This window comes from Mesorhizobium sp. P2_B11, assembly GCF_056404855.1.
On the sequence record NZ_JBFUDF010000008.1, the window covers coordinates 353,169 to 367,768 of the forward strand.

Consider the following 14,600-nt stretch of genomic DNA (forward strand, 5'->3'; position numbering starts at 1 on the left):
GCCCGTCAGGGCGAAATCGTCCCTCGGGTGTCGCATGGCTGCGCGGCTGCTGATTTGATCTGGCGCAAAAACGACGCTGATTGCATCCGGAAAAGAGAGTGCCGCCTTCGGGTGGCCGTTCGACGGGGGAACCACGCAAGGTCCGGCTCAGCCGTCCTTGGCCGCGGCATCGTTGCCCGCTGATGAACTGGGAAGCGGAAGGCGAAAGAACATCGCCAGCTTCAGGCTTTTGGCAATGCGTTCGGCGCGATCGACAAATACCGCAGCCGTTTGTGGCGCAAAGAGCGCGGCCGCTGTCTCCGCAAATATGCGAAGCCAGATGTCGAAATCGGCCTCGGTCACGTCTTTCAGTTTCAGATGCGCAGGCACCGGGCGTCCGTGATAGTCGCCGGTCTTGAGAATGACGGAACACCAGAAGTCCGTCATTTTCTTGAGATGCGGTTCCCAGTCGCCGGTGATCTCACGTGCGAAGATCGGCCCGAGCCGTTCGTTTTTCCGCAGTCTGGAATAGAATTCGCGGACCAGCGCGCCAATGCTCGCCTGGTCAACGCGAGGATCGGCCAGAGGTTGCTCGGCAGCCGGCCGCGGCTGTTCGACGGCGGATGAACTCATGGTGGTCCTTTCGGGTCAGGAAGATCCAAGACGCCGCAAGGCGGCTCGGAGGACGTTGAGACGTTCGCGGACAAGGCGGAAACCCAGATTGTCGGGCGGCGTGCCGACCGCGCAACCGCCACTTTTCCCGTCGCGGATGAAGTTGGACATGTAAGTGCGGTGGAAGCCCTCCACGACGTGCACACCGCAATTGTCGATCGAACTCATAACGCTGATGCCGTCGGCGGCTATCGTTGCGTGGACGTAGCAGGTCGATGTCCATTCCCAGACATTGCCCGCGGCGTCAGCCAGCCCTTTTGAGTTGACACCAAATGCCCCCTGAACCCGTGGCTCGGGATCGGATTTCCGTCCGAGAGAAGCCTCGGTATGATACTGGGTGAGCCAGCGCAGCGCCGGATTGTTGGGGTCGCCGGCGCTGCCCTCGATATCGCCGCGGAACCGTTCGCTGGCGGCGTAGGCCCATTCCGTATCTGTCGGCAGCCGCCATGTCGCGCCGGTCTGGGCCGAGAGCCAGGCCGCATAGGCTTCGGCGTCGATGTGACTTACGCCGGTGACCGGAAAATTGCCGGTATCCAGAGTGTCGGCCGCCTTGCAACTGCCTGATGTCACGCACCGTCCGTATTCCGCTGCGCTCACCTGATATTTCATGATTTTCAGTGGAGCACCGACCGTTGCCAGGATTCGCTGCGCCGCGACAGGGTGGCCTTCGCCGAGGAATTCGCCTGACTGAGGATGGTCGAACGATCCGGGCGCGAGGGTCACAAGTTCGGGACCTGCCACGGGCAGACCGGCCAACTGATCGAGCGCACTGGTCGCGCCCATGACGATGAGCGCGGCAGCTGCGATACTTCCGATGGCTACGATTGGATTGAACGACATGGCATTTCATCCAAAGCGCACGCGAACTTGCGCAGATTGGCGCAAGGTCGCGCCGATGCTCACGCCGTAATAGCCCTTGGGGCTTCGACCTGCGTCATCAGGTCGTCATCCCAGGTTCCATCGACCGTAAAATGCGCGGTTGCGCCGAGTTCCACGGCCTCGATCAGATTGTGGTTCACGTAGGCGTAGACGCCCGGCTGCAGGAATGTGTAGAGGGCCGAGCCGGCCGAGCCGCCGCGAATGAACCAGGTTTCCAGGTCCTTTGCCGGAGGGTTGGCGAACTTGCCCTGTTCCCAGACATAGTCGCCATGGCCGCCGATCAGATGCGGCCGCGTATCGCGATTGGCTTGCGAATGGACGATCAGGACCGTCTCGCCGACCTTCGCCTTCATGGCGTTCTCGCCGGTCAGCGATCCTGCGCTGCCATTGAACACGACGTGGGTCGGAATCAGCCCGCGCATGACCTTCATCGTGTCATCGAAATTGTCGCCGGCCGTTTCGTATTTCTTGAATTTCCCCTGCTCGTCGCGCGGGACGTAAAAATCGTTTTCGCCGATATAGTAGATGCGGTCGTAGCGGATGGGTTTGCCCTTGTCGTTTCTCAGGCCGTCGCGTGGCAGCACCATTACCGCACCGCTCATGCCGGACACGACGTGCCATGGGATCATCGGTCCGCCGGGCGCGCAGTGGTAGACGAACGTCCCGGTGCGCGTTGCCTTGAAGCGCAGCGTTACCTGCTCGCCGGGGTTGACCAGTGTCAGCGCCCCGCCGCCGAGCGCGCCGGTGGCAGCGTGGAAGTCGATGTTGTGCGCAAGCGTGTTGGTGTCGGGATTGATGAGGGTGAGCTCGAGATAGTCGCCTTCATGGACAACCATCAGGGGGCCGGGGATCGAGCCATTGTAGGTCATCGCATTGAGCTGCGTCCCATCGGCGTCGATGACGACGGACTTTTCCTCGATCGTCATCGTGAACTCGACGACTTTCGGGCCGTCCTTGGCCACCTGGTCGTGCGCATGGACGAAGGGGGGCGCGACGAGGGTGATCTTTTCGCGCGACAGTCCGGCCACTTCCTTGGCGCTGGCAACGGCCGGCATTGCGCCGATCGCCGCCGCCGCGGCGGCGGTAAGGACAGATCCCAACAGAGCTTCACGTCGCGTAAGCATTTCAATCTCCTTGTGCGTCAGCCACTTGATGACCGTAGATTAGCTTGCATGCGGAGATCGTCTTTGCGCTGGCGCAAACCGCAGTCATTTCATGCGACTGTCGAGTTGGAGATGTGGAACGGCTCGTGTTCCGCGGCGCACATCTGTTCATAAGAAATAGGCCGGACCGAACCTCCCCGCGGTCCAGTCCGGCCGTTTCCCCCCGGCTATCGCCAACCGGAGGGTATCCATCGAGATGTCAGTTGGAGGCGGCCTTCGTCGCCTCGCCGAACAGTTCCGCAAACACCGTTTTGGCCTTGCCGGTCTGCTTAACGGCTTGCGCCGCGTCGAGGTTCACAGGCTTGCCGACCACGATCAGCGCCACCATGCCCATGCCGTAATGCGGGGCGCACTTCACGCCATAGACGCCTTCCTGGGTCATGGTCACGGTGATCTCCGTGTTCGCCTTTCCCTTGAAGGCTTCGGCGCCATCCGGCATCATTCCCTTGATGGTCTCGGCATTGTGGGACTTGTCGGTGGGCACGAACTTGATTGTGTCGCCGGGCACCGCTTTTACGTAGGCGGGCTGGAAAACCATCGAACCCTTCTCGCCCTTGTTGAGCATCTGGACGACGTGTTCTTCAGCGCTTGCTGCGCCGGTCAGAGCCAACAAAGCGATGGCCGCGGCGATCAGAGGCAGTTTCATGGGATAGTCCTTTCCTAAAGTTCATCACGGCATCAACCGTTGCGGCCTTGTACTGTGCGGGATGACGTTGCGATTTGCGCTGGCGCAAACCGGCACGCGAAATATCTGGATAAGACGCGGCGATCCGGCGCCGGTGAGGAGCCCTGGCCGGCTCGCTTGCCTTGCGCGGCCTGCGCTTTCTTTCATTCTGTTCGGGACGAACGGAAAAAATGCCCTAAGTGACAAGCGTTCAGTTACGTTGGCTGAGCTTGGCAGCATCCTTTCAGCTCAGCGGTAACGAATTTCATGCCAGCGCGGGACATTAGCGGTATCAAAGGACGCTTCTTGCAAGCGGTGCTGTCTCGCCGTTTCGAAGGACGCGATGGTTATTTGCTGGCGATTGTCATGGTCGCAGCCGCTGTGATTATCCGAATTCTGCTGCAGGGAGTGCTCGAAGACCGGGCGACTTTTACCCTCTTTACGCCTGCCATCCTCGTCGCATCGATCGCTGGCGGCATCTGGCCTGGGCTGTTGTCCGTGGCGCTTTCGCTAGGCGGAGCATTCTGGCTGGACAACCTTCAGCACGATCTTGCCCACAATCCGGTTGAACTCGTCGTCTTCGCCCTGGTCGGCCTTGCAATCGCCTGGATGGGCGAAATGCTGCACCACGCCAGCAAGGCAATCGATCGGGCGGAAGGCGCGCTGGGGGCCCGCGAGGCCCATCTTCGCTCCATTCTCGATACGGTGACCGACGCGACCGTCGTCATCGAAAAGGACGGCACGATCGTTTCGTTCAATGCCGCCGCGATTCGGCAGTTCGGCTACGCCGAAGAAGAGGTCGTCGGAGAAAATGTGCGCCTGCTGATGCCGGAGCCTTATCGCCATGAGCATGATGGCTATATGCACAGGTACCTGACCACCGGGGAAAAACGGATTATCGGCGTCGATCGCGTTGTTGTCGGGCGACGCAAGGACGGCTCGACGTTTCCGATGAAACTGGCTGTCGGCGAGATGAAGTCGGGCGACAAGACCTATTTTACCGGCTTCATCCGCGACCTCACGGAGCGTCAGGAATCGGCGGCGCGTCTCCATGAAGTCCAGGGCGAACTGGCGAGGTTGGCACGCCTCAACGAACTTGGCGAAATGGCCTCGACGCTCGCCCACGAGTTGAACCAGCCGCTTTCGGCGATTGCGAATTACGTTCAAGGCTGCGCCCGCCTGCTTCGCGACATGGACGACACCGTGGCGGCCAAGATGCGGGCTGCACTGGAAGAAACCGCGCGGCAGTCGCTGCGTGCAGGGCAGATCATCCGCCATCTTCGCGAATTCGTGACCAAGGGCGCCACCGAAAAGGCGCCGGAGAACATTCGCAGCCTGGTGGAGGAGGCAGGGGCTCTGGCGCTGGTGGGGTCGCGAGAGCGCGGGGTGCGGACGGTGTTCGACTTTGCCCCCGGGCCGGCAACCGTGCTGGTCGACCGCATACAGATCCAACAGGTGCTGACCAATCTGATGCGCAACGCGATGGACGCCATGCACGACAGCGCGCGCCGTGAGCTTGTCGTGCGCACCCAGGCCGCGCAGGATGGCGAAATCGCCGTCGTCGTCGAAGATACGGGGCCAGGGATTTCCGAGGAGATTTCGGCCCAGCTTTTCAAACCCTTCGTAACGACAAAGCCTGGAGGAATGGGAATTGGACTGTCGATCTCCAAGCGGATCGTCGAGGCGCATGGTGGCACGATGACGGTGAGCCGGAACGCCGATGGTGGCGCGACATTCAGGTTTACACTCCCCGCATTCACGGAAGAGGACGCGCATGGAGACGGGTGACTACATCGTTCACATCGTCGATGACGAAGAACCGGTCAGGAAGTCGTTGGCTTTTCTGCTCACAATGTCCGGCTTCGCCGTCAAGATGCATGAGAGCGCAACCGACTTTCTGGCCGCGGCTTCAAGCATCAGAAATGGCGTTCTGGTGACCGACCTGCGCATGCCTGACATGACCGGGGTGGAACTCCTGCGGAATCTCGTCAGCGCAAGCGCGTCGCTTCCGGCCGTTGTCATCACCGGTCACGGCGATGTCCCGATGGCGGTTGAGGCGATGAAGGCCGGCGCCACGGATTTCATCGAGAAGCCATTCGAGGACGGTGTCCTGATCGAAGCCATCCAGCGCGCGGCCGAACAGCTCGTCGACAAGCCGATGGAACTCGACGATGTCGCTTCGATCCAGACAAGGCTTGGGCGGCTCAGCGACCGTGAACGCCAGGTTCTCTCTGGTGTGGTGGCCGGATTGCCAAACAAGTCGATTGCCTATGATCTGAACATCAGCCCACGCACCGTCGAGGTGCACCGCGCCAATGTCATGGCCAAGATGCAGGCAACAAGCCTGCCGCAGCTCGTGCGCATGGCATTGGCCGCCGGTTTCGGCCCAGCCTGAATTTCGCCTCAGCCTGAATTTTTGCGGAGGATTGATCTGGCGCAAGGCATGAGGCGCCGTATTGCCGCTGGCTGTGAGACGACCGGCGGGATGAGCTCGCTGGCACATCCGGAAGCTGTCATCCTTGCCCGCCGTCAACACCATCATAGTCGTGGCGCCCGACCCCGGGCTCAGGCGTTCGCTCGAGTTCGCGCTCGAAGTCGAAGGCTTCGCGGTTGAATCGCATGCGTCGCTTTCAACAGTCGAGTCTTCGCACGAGGCAAATGCCGCGGCCTGCCTCATCGTCGATGAAAGTGCGATCCGGCTCAGCCCTGCCGGGCGCCAGGCACTTGCCGGTTTCGCGGGGCGGGTGATTCTGCTTGTCGAAGACGTTGATCCAACCGCCGACCCCGAGGGGTTCGCCGTCCTGACCAAACCGGTCGAGGGCAACGACCTGATCGACATGGTGCAGATCTTTTCGGCCCGCCACGTCCCGGCTGACTAAGCCACCACCTCGCTGACTACGTAGAATCCCTTAGGACATAACCCAATTTCGCGGACCGGCATTCCGCGCCATTGCTGTTTCACCGAAATCTGGGAAACAGCCATGAACGCGATCGCCGACACTCGGGTGCCCTTCGAGATCCTGACCGCCCTGGCTCCGCAACTGGACGTGTCGAATGATGGCCGGCCGGTGCCGCTCTCGTTCTTCAACGCAGGCGCGGAGATCTACGCACAGGGCGAAAAGGTCACTTCCCACTACCAGATCGAGTTCGGCGCGGTCCGCATCTACCGTCTGCTTGCCGATGGACGCAGGCAGATCACGGCCTTCCATCTGGCGGGAGAGACGTTTGGCTTTGAGGCCGACCTTGCCCACCATTTCTTTGCAGAGGCCATCGTCACGACGGGATTGCGGACATTCCGCCCGGTGGCCGGCCTGGACAGATCGCGCGAACTGCTGCCGCTTGCCCTTCGCTGCATGGTGCGGGCGCAGGAGCACTTGCTGGTGGTCGGCCGGCAGACAGCGATCGAACGCATCGCCGCTTTCCTGGTCGACATGGCTGGACGACAGGGAGATCTCGTTCAGATCGAGCTGCCGATGTCGCGACAGGATATCGGCGACTACCTCGGTCTCACCATCGAGACTGTATCGCGCGTGCTATCGAGACTGCGCGACAAGGGTGTGCTCAAGTTTCACGGACTTCGCACCCTCGAAATCCGCAAGCCTGAAACACTCCGTTCCATGTGCGAGTGATCCATAAACTAGAGTCGTCGTAGTAGCCGATATGGCCGCGTGTGCGGCACAGCCGCAGATGTACCCACTCCGAACCGCTTTTCGGGTTTTGCCGCAGTGCACTTCGCAATGGCAGATGAATCCGTCTCTATGCGACGCGTTTGCGTCAGCCAGCCGTCGTTCTTCAACGGTGGCGATGTCTTGAGGCACTGACAACAGCCTAGTCACTTGCATCCCGGCCGGACACCTGCTCGACGAAGATCCGGAAGAAGACGTGTGGCGTGCTATCTGAGACCAGAGCCGCAACCGGCTTGAGGGCGCCAGGCTCCCACCAGTCGGCGTGCTTGCTCAGCATCGTCCAGGCGTGGTCGCGCTCGAGCTTGTGGCCTATCCGGTCAGGCAATTCCTCATAGCGGCCATCGACAACCACGCTTTTCCAGCCCCGCCCTTCGTCGCGTTCGTCGACCTGGGCGGACACCAGTGGGTTGGCGCGCATCCAGTCGATCTTCTTGCCCGGCATGGAAAACGCGTAGAGATGATTGTCGGCGTACGCATAGTGCACCGGAACGACATAAGGCTGCCCGTCCTTGGCGCACGCCAAGCGGGCCACTCGATTGGCCGTCAGCACCTTGGTGCATTCCAGGGCAGAAAGTGTGCGGATTTGCATCGTGCGATCTCCTGCGTTCTGCGTCGATTCTGCTGTTAAGTGTCGTCAGCCAGGGCTCAGCCTGTCATCCAATGTTGCGAGCACCGAACCGGGTTCGATGACGGCGTTGGTTGCCGCGACAATCGTTGCGCGCCCGCCTGCTGGCGCGACGATCTCGTGCAGCGCGTCCTCAATTCGAACTTCCGCTATCCGCTCACCGACCTTGATTGTGGCACCGCTGGCGATGAACCATCGCTCTACGCTGCCCTCGGGCAACATGCTGGATGCCCATAGTGCCTCATCGACCTTGATGTTCTGCATCTTGGTTCCCCTTTGAAAGGAGAATGATAGTCCCCTCACCAAGGCAGTCTTTGATCACGATCAAGCCGCAGGATTTGGCGTTTGCCGGCGGCGAGATACTCGCCCATGATGAACCGACATCAGGGTCGATCGGAAAACCGAGCTTGCATCTCGGGTTGGCTAGGCCCCGCATTCGGTGGTGGTTTGACACCCAATCAGAAATGCTCCCCGGCCTTGAACGGGCCGATGCGCGTTCCCGCCGCGATCAGGTAGGCGGTCGACCAGCCAATGAGCAGAAATCCGTTCACGCCCTCCAGTGCCGCCAAGACGCGCCATGCGTGTGCGGGTATGACGTCGCCATAGCCGACCGTTGAAAAGGTAATGGTCGAGAAGTACAGGGCGGTCTCGAAGTCGGCGAAGATATCAAGCAGCCGGTACAGCCCGGCCCACAGCCAGATCTCGATTGTCATGACGGCGAACAGTCCCATCACCACGCTGATCATTGCTACCGTGCGGCTGTGACGCCCGTGCATGCGAAACCGGGTTACAAGGTACCCCACCGCATGGGTTAAGGCGATCAGGCCAAACGTATGGACCAGGACCGTCAGACTGATGACGACGGTGCCGATGAGCAGATTGAGGATCATGCGCGGAACCTAGTGACTCCGAAGGGCCGTAGTCCTTGTGCAAGATCAATCTTGGCGCCGGCGAACTCCGTGGCGGGTTTGAAGCACATACGCGGAGAGAGCGGTTCTTTTCGATTTCAAAGTCGTCGCGGGACGATGCGGAACGATACGGGAAGATTTCTGATTTTGGCCCACGAAAAACTCAATAAAATCAACGATCTTAATACGCCCTCCGGGCCCACCATTATCTTTATTTATCAAATACTTGTCGACAGGTTCGCCACGAGGTTCGCCAACAGTGTGCGCGGGATGCGGCCGTGTTCTTCCTGCGCTTGGGCGGCATTTATCCTCCCGGCATGGTTCGCCGGCTGTTCCCATTTGCGCAATCCGTTGCAGGCTAAATCCGGAATGTGAACGCGGCATTGGCTTTCGACCCGAAGCCGCGTTGATGGGCTGGTGAGGGGATAAACAAGTGAACAAAATCAAATAGTTGTTGGAGGTCGCGCGCAAGAACCGCATACGAAAGTTCTCGTCGTGCGAAGGGCGGCGCCGATATCAAGGTTGTTGGCCAGCATCGAGGCCGATATGCCTCAACTTTCGATATATTCGTGCTCGAACCCGGCGAACTTGGTCAGAGCCGGTTGATCGAGCACGCGAACATTGCCCTGGCGGAATTCGAGAAAGTTGCGCTCGCGCAGTTCCCGCAGCATTCGATTGACATGAATGGGAGTGAGGCCGAGAGCGTCGGCGAGATCGTACTGGGTGAGCGGGCATTCATAGCAGTTGCGGGTGACAGAGCCGATACGTTCCAGACGGGCCCTCAGTTCGAGGAACAGATGCGCCGTCCGCGCCAAGGCGCTGCGTCGTCCTACATTGGTGAGATGTTGAGCGACAACTGCTCCGTGGTGCACGAGCGTTTCGAGAATAAGGGAGAAAATATGAGGAGACTTCATGGCGGCAAGGGTAAATGTCTTGCTCGAAGCCACCAACACCAGAAGTTCGGTTTGAGCCACAAACGTTCCAAGAGCGCTGCCCGCGGGTGACTGAAGCAGGACGATATCGCCCTTCAGTGCAAAATCCAGAATTTGTCGCTGCCCGCCCGCGAGTTCATGAGAAATGCAGCCCCAGCCCGACTCGATTATGAATACACGATCGCTGTCCTCGCCTTGGTTGACGATGACCGTCTCCGCCGGATAGCGCTTGGGCGTAAACCCCATCGCCTTGATAAGCGCCATATCGTCGTCGTTAAGTCCGACGTACGTCTGACGATTTTCACTTCCGCGCAAAAGGGGATGTGAAGCATACGTCATCTACAAGCCCGCCCATTTTTCCTTTCCCCTCCCGTAGTACGTACATCAAATTTAACGCGATGAGTATCCGTTCAATGGCAACTATCGAGCGCATGGTGTGGTGACGGCCACTTTTCGTTGAATGCAGAGGTTCGGCATGCTTGCCAGAGCCACGATTGAAATCGCTCCGAGACACTGGTCAAGCTTTATTTCTCTTGAAGTTTTCCCACATGGACTCGACTATTTCGCCGGCAACGGCACAGCTGCGGTTATCCACTTGATCGGCGGCATTGCGTAGCGTCGTTGACGCGTCCTTGAGCAATCCTCTGATCTCTGCCGCTGACAACACGTCGGATGCTTCGAGCTCCAGCAGCACGGATTCACTCACGTGCAGCGCAGCAAGTGCCACCGCCCTCGGCTTGGTGGCAAGCAGTTTCAGGAGATCACCGCTAGATCTGGCACGCGATTTTCTTTTTGCCATAGTTGCGTCTCAACCGTTCGGACAAGAAGGTTCACTGGCTCAAAATTACGACGCCTTGACGAGTTATCGCAGTTCCAGGATGGGTCGTCCAATGCTCATTTTAGACATATCTTATGAACATACTATCCCGGTTTGCAGCCGCGACACAGAGGCAAGGGATACCGAATTAGCCGTAGCTACTACTTCTCTACCCCCCTGGGCATCACCGCGATCACGTCGAAGAAAGCAACCCGAATGATCCAGCACCGAAAGGACCATCGTCGGGGAAAGGACCAACCGACCAGAACCGGAAACAGGGTCGCATTCAACTGCCTGCCACACCCTCATACTCTCCTAGCATGTGCGGTATCTTTCCGCGCCAAAGTGGCCGACGGTCGGAGTCAGCCGTAAACCCGCTTCGGAACGGTCTTGCCCATCGCCAAAGCTGACAGCGGGAAAGGTTCGACCTGTCCGCCAGTCTTGTCCAGATACTGCATCAACGCCGTCACCAGGTGATAGAAGATGCTCGCTGGGACCTCCGTAGCCAGTGACCTTCCGCGCTCATCAATCCTGTCGACCCACAAGCCAAGCGGTGCCGGATCGATATGCCATCGGAAGAGGCGGGCGACACGAGCCTCTATCTCGGGTTTCAAATCCGGTCCGCCAATTCCGTCCAGGGCGACTGCTGCCTTGATGGCCTCGCATTGCGGCCAGCTGCGGGAGAGCCGGTCGAGGGGCAATCCCTGCCGCGAGACAGCCGCATACGCTAAGCCCGTGGCCCGGTTCAATCCGCTGGCGACCGCCGACGAATAGAGCTTCCTTGCGTAGGCTGCCAAGTCCTTCTGCCCGCTCGCTCGCGCGAATTCGACGAGGAGCGAGGCCCATTCGAAATGGTGCCCCGGTTCGGTCCACTGTCCCTCGTCACCCGGCATCGGCAGCCAATCGACGTCGAAATGTTCCCCGAGCGTCCAGCTCTCCTGGTCAAAGAAATGGCACCGGAAGAGATCGATCACGCGTGCTGCTCGACGCAGATATGCACGGTCGCCGGTGGCGCCATGCCAGGCAAGGAAGGATTCCAGCATGTGCATGTGCGGGTTCGAGAACCGCACTCCCTTCCAGCCGGGGGTCTCGAGGAAGCCGTTCAGGCTGTCGTCCTCAAGATGGGCGTCGACGAAACGGAATGTCTCTTGTGCAAGCCGCAAGGCATCCTGATGGCCGCATCGGTGAGCATGGGCAAGCGCCAGGAGCACGCAGGAATGGTCGTAGGCATCCTCCGTCGGGTCAGCCACACTGCCGTTTGCATTCAGCGTGCGCACCCAGCCGCCGCGGTCGGTCCGGCCGTATTTCGCGATGAAGTCGATGCCGTGGTCGATCAGCTTGTCGGCAGGTCCGTCCCAGCCGCGTTCCTTGGCCACCGCGAAAGCATAAATCTGGCGAGCCATCGTTCGCATGCGCTTGGGTTTGCCCAACGGCCTCGCATCAAAACCGAGAGCCTCGTGGAAGCCGCCATGCGCATCGTCGACACCTGCGGTGGACCACAGCGGCAGGGTTTCCTCGAAGAGCCAGTGCTCGACGCGCTTGCGCCATGACCCGCTGATGATGACCCGGTCTTCCGACGCCGTGAACTTCGTTTCGAGGCGTCCGCTCTTCTCCAGCTGTTCGACGACCTTCTTCACGTTCTGGCTGTGGCTGACGGGAGCGACGAATACGGCGTCCGGTGTCGCCACCACCGCCACATCCTTCATTCCGATGACGGTCAGCAGCCTGCCCTGGCTCCTGAGGTAGGAACTGCCGCAATCCATGGCGATGACGTCGCCCATGACGACATTGCCATCGCCGTCCGTCGGGCTGGCTTCGAGCAGCGATTGCCACGATCCAAGGTCGTTCCAGCGGAAGGAAGCCGTAACCATCGCGATACCGCGTGCATGCTCCATGACTGCGTAGTCGATCGATGTCGACGGGACGGCGGAGTAGAAGCCATGGGGCAGGTAGATGCCCGACACGTCGGCCCGTGCGGTCTTGTAGGCCCGTTCCGAGCTTTCCCATATGTCGGGTCGGAGATCGAGGAATGCTTGCCGCATCGTGTCGGCCCGAAACAGGAAGATGCCGGCGTTCCAGTAGAATCGTCCCGAAGACACATATTGGCCGGCTGTCTCGGCATTGGGCTTTTCGACAAAACGCGAAACGGCGGCAATTCCGTCACCATTCGGCGAAACCTCGATGTAACCGAACCCGGTTTCGGGATGCGTCGGCTTGATGCCGAACACGACAATGCTTCCTGAATCGGCGGCCGGCATGCCCGTCTCGACGGTTTGCCAGAATTGCGTTTCGGTCGAGATCTCATGGTCGGAGGGGACCACAAGCACAAGCGCGTCGCCGCCATGCTCGCAGATCGTGTGCAGGGTGGCTATGGCGACCGCTGCGGCGGTATTGCGGCCAACGGGCTCGAAAATCGGTTTGCCCCCGTTCAGGCCGAGCGGACCGATGTCGGAGATAACGCGGTCGGCGTGCCGTTCGGAAGCTATCAGGTAGATCGGCGCCTCACCTTGCGGCCGCGCCTTGAGGCGTCGGACAGTCTTCGCGAGCATGGAGCCGTCGCCCGAAAGGTCATGGAATTGCTTGGGATTGTCCTCGCGCGAGAGCGGCCACAGCCGTGAGCCAACGCCCCCACTCATGACAAAACTGACGATCCGGTCCGGCATGGTCCAGTTCCTCTCAGAATGTCTGATTGTAGACCCCGACCTCTGGATTGCGGCGCAGCACCGCATCGAGAGCCTCGAACATCTCGCGACGTCGCTCCGGCGACACGGGGCTTTCCACCACGACGACAATTTCCGGTTTGTTCGACGAGGCCCTGACCAGACCCCACGTGCCGTCTTGGGCAACGACACGCACCCCATTCACTGTGACGAGATCGGCCAGCGGCTGGCCGGCGAACTCGATCCCATCTCCCTTCATTTTTGTGAATTCCCCGACAACTTTCGCGACCACCCCGTATTTCACCTCGTCGGGACAGTGGGGCGACATCGTCGGGGTGCCGAAGGTCAGCGGCAGCTCGCGGTAAAGGTCGGCGAGTGCCTTGCCAGGGTTGCGGTCGAGCATCTCGCAGACGGCGATCGCGGTGAGGAGCCCGTCGTCGTAGCCGCGTCCGATCGGCGGGTTGAAGAAGAAATGACCTGACTTCTCGAAACCAGCTATGGCATTGAGTTCGGCGACGCGCCTCTTGATGTAGGAGTGACCGGTCTTCCAGTAATCTGTCCTTGCACCATTTTGCGCGAGAATGGGGTCCGTCATGAAAAGTCCCGTCGACTTGACGTCGACGACGAAGGCGGATTTCGGGTGCAGCCCGGAAATATCTCGCGCCAGCATGACGCCGACCTTGTCGGCGAATATCTCGTTACCCTCGTTGTCGACCACGCCACAGCGGTCGCCGTCGCCGTCGAAGCCGAGCCCGACATCGGCACCCGTCTCCAGAACCTTGTCCCGGATAGCATGCAGCATCTGCATGTCTTCGGGATTGGGGTTGTAGCGTGGAAAGGTGTGGTCGAGCTCTACGTCGAGCGGGATCACTTCGCAGCCGATGCCCTCCAGCACCTGCGGCGCAAAAGCGCCCGCGGTGCCGTTGCCGCAGGCAGCCACCACCCTCAGCTTTCGACCGACGTTCTTTCCGGCGGTCAGGTCTTCGATATACCTCTCGCGAAATCCCGGGATGAATTCATAGTTTCCCCCGCCTATGAGATCGAAATCGCCGCCCAGCACGAGCGCTTTCAACGCTGTCATCTCCTCTGGGCCGAATGTCAGAGGCCTTTGCGCGCCCATCTTCACTCCGGTCCAGCCGTTTTCATTGTGGGAAGCCGTCACCATGGCCACCGACGGAGCGTCCAGTGCGAACTGGGCGAAGTAGGCAGTGGGAGAAAGTGCCAAACCGATGTCCTTGACGCGCGCGCCGGCCGCCATCAGGCCGGAGACCAGTGCCATCTTGATGGCCATGGAATAACTGCGGAAGTCGTGGCCGGCGACGATGTCCGGGCCGACACCCATTCGGTGGATCAAGGTGCCGAGCCCCATGCCGATCGCCTGCACGCCCATCAGGTTGAGTTCGGGCTCCTTCTCCGAGCCGGGATGCCCGAACCACCAACGCGCGTCGTATTCCCGGAAGCCAGTGGCTTTGATGAGAGCACTGGTTTCGAAGGTGAATGTGTTTGGCCTGGCTTGGCCGATAATGTTCACGGTCGCGGTTTCCGCTCTGCAATTGCGAGGAACAGTCGTAGCACGCCGCTGGACGCGGACCCCTTCATGAATTCGAGTAGCCCC

The 14,600-nt window shown here is 60.2% G+C and carries 15 protein-coding genes; 4 read left to right on the forward strand and 11 right to left on the reverse strand.

Translation table 11 applies throughout. The features are described 5' to 3' along the window. Positions 1–147 precede the first annotated feature (147 nt). The 4 genes from AC1DYJ_RS26595 to AC1DYJ_RS26610 form a co-directional block, all read right to left on the reverse strand. Positions 148–612: a group III truncated hemoglobin gene (locus AC1DYJ_RS26595; RefSeq protein WP_477284927.1), complete on the reverse strand. Its 465-nt coding sequence runs from the start codon at positions 610–612 to the stop codon at positions 148–150. Between the two features lie 15 nt (positions 613–627). Beyond that, positions 628–1,491: an SUMF1/EgtB/PvdO family nonheme iron enzyme gene (locus AC1DYJ_RS26600; protein ID WP_477284925.1), complete on the reverse strand. Its 864-nt coding sequence runs from the start codon at positions 1,489–1,491 to the stop codon at positions 628–630. Positions 1,492–1,550: 59 nt separating this feature from the next. Next, positions 1,551–2,654 (reverse strand): copper-containing nitrite reductase, encoded by a 1,104-nt coding sequence (gene nirK, locus AC1DYJ_RS26605; protein ID WP_477284923.1) that lies wholly within the window; start codon positions 2,652–2,654, stop codon positions 1,551–1,553. Positions 2,655–2,892: 238 nt separating this feature from the next. Further along, positions 2,893–3,339, reverse strand: coding sequence for a pseudoazurin (locus AC1DYJ_RS26610; RefSeq protein ID WP_477284921.1), 447 nt, complete (start codon positions 3,337–3,339; stop codon positions 2,893–2,895). A gap of 285 nt (positions 3,340–3,624) precedes the next feature. Here AC1DYJ_RS26610 and AC1DYJ_RS26615 point away from each other — a divergent pair, with 285 nt between their 5' ends. The 4 genes from AC1DYJ_RS26615 to AC1DYJ_RS26630 all read left to right on the forward strand — a co-directional run bounded on the left by AC1DYJ_RS26615 (position 3,625) and on the right by AC1DYJ_RS26630 (position 6,986). Next, positions 3,625–5,145 (forward strand): PAS domain S-box protein, encoded by a 1,521-nt coding sequence (locus tag AC1DYJ_RS26615; RefSeq protein ID WP_477284919.1) that lies wholly within the window; start codon positions 3,625–3,627, stop codon positions 5,143–5,145. Continuing rightward, positions 5,132–5,752: a response regulator FixJ gene (fixJ, locus tag AC1DYJ_RS26620; protein WP_477284917.1), complete on the forward strand. Its 621-nt coding sequence runs from the start codon at positions 5,132–5,134 to the stop codon at positions 5,750–5,752. Before AC1DYJ_RS26615 ends, fixJ begins: the two co-directional genes overlap by 14 nt. Before the next feature lie 124 nt (positions 5,753–5,876). Continuing rightward, entirely contained in the window at positions 5,877–6,236 is a 360-nt protein-coding gene (locus AC1DYJ_RS26625) for a transcriptional regulator (RefSeq protein WP_477284915.1), read from the forward strand. Between the two features lie 102 nt (positions 6,237–6,338). Further along, positions 6,339–6,986 (forward strand): helix-turn-helix domain-containing protein, encoded by a 648-nt coding sequence (locus tag AC1DYJ_RS26630; protein WP_477284913.1) that lies wholly within the window; start codon positions 6,339–6,341, stop codon positions 6,984–6,986. 199 nt (positions 6,987–7,185) lie between these two features. Here AC1DYJ_RS26630 and AC1DYJ_RS26635 read toward each other — a convergent pair whose 3' ends face one another. The 7 genes from AC1DYJ_RS26635 to AC1DYJ_RS26665 all read right to left on the reverse strand — a co-directional run bounded on the left by AC1DYJ_RS26635 (position 7,186) and on the right by AC1DYJ_RS26665 (position 14,516). Further along, complete coding sequence (locus AC1DYJ_RS26635; RefSeq protein WP_477284911.1) at positions 7,186–7,632, reverse strand: pyridoxamine 5'-phosphate oxidase family protein; 447 nt, start codon at positions 7,630–7,632, stop codon at positions 7,186–7,188. Positions 7,633–7,677: 45 nt separating this feature from the next. Then, the gene (locus AC1DYJ_RS26640) at positions 7,678–7,932 is read right to left on the reverse strand and encodes a lipoyl domain-containing protein (protein WP_477284909.1); all 255 of its coding nucleotides are present in this window, start codon (positions 7,930–7,932) and stop codon (positions 7,678–7,680) included. Between the two features lie 194 nt (positions 7,933–8,126). Then, a complete protein-coding gene (locus AC1DYJ_RS26645) occupies positions 8,127–8,558 on the reverse strand; it encodes a potassium channel family protein (RefSeq protein WP_477284907.1) in 432 nt (143 codons plus the stop codon). Between the two features lie 569 nt (positions 8,559–9,127). Continuing rightward, a complete protein-coding gene (locus tag AC1DYJ_RS26650) occupies positions 9,128–9,772 on the reverse strand; it encodes a Crp/Fnr family transcriptional regulator (RefSeq protein WP_477284905.1) in 645 nt (214 codons plus the stop codon). A 253-nt stretch (positions 9,773–10,025) separates the two neighbouring features. Then, complete coding sequence (locus tag AC1DYJ_RS26655) at positions 10,026–10,307, reverse strand: hypothetical protein (RefSeq protein ID WP_477284903.1); 282 nt, start codon at positions 10,305–10,307, stop codon at positions 10,026–10,028. A gap of 380 nt (positions 10,308–10,687) precedes the next feature. Then, on the reverse strand, positions 10,688–12,988 hold the full coding sequence (locus AC1DYJ_RS26660) for an AGE family epimerase/isomerase (protein WP_477285530.1): 2,301 nt from the start codon (positions 12,986–12,988) through the stop codon (positions 10,688–10,690). Between the two features lie 13 nt (positions 12,989–13,001). Next, entirely contained in the window at positions 13,002–14,516 is a 1,515-nt protein-coding gene (locus AC1DYJ_RS26665) for a phosphomannomutase/phosphoglucomutase (protein WP_477284901.1), read from the reverse strand. Positions 14,517–14,600: the final 84 nt, after the last annotated feature.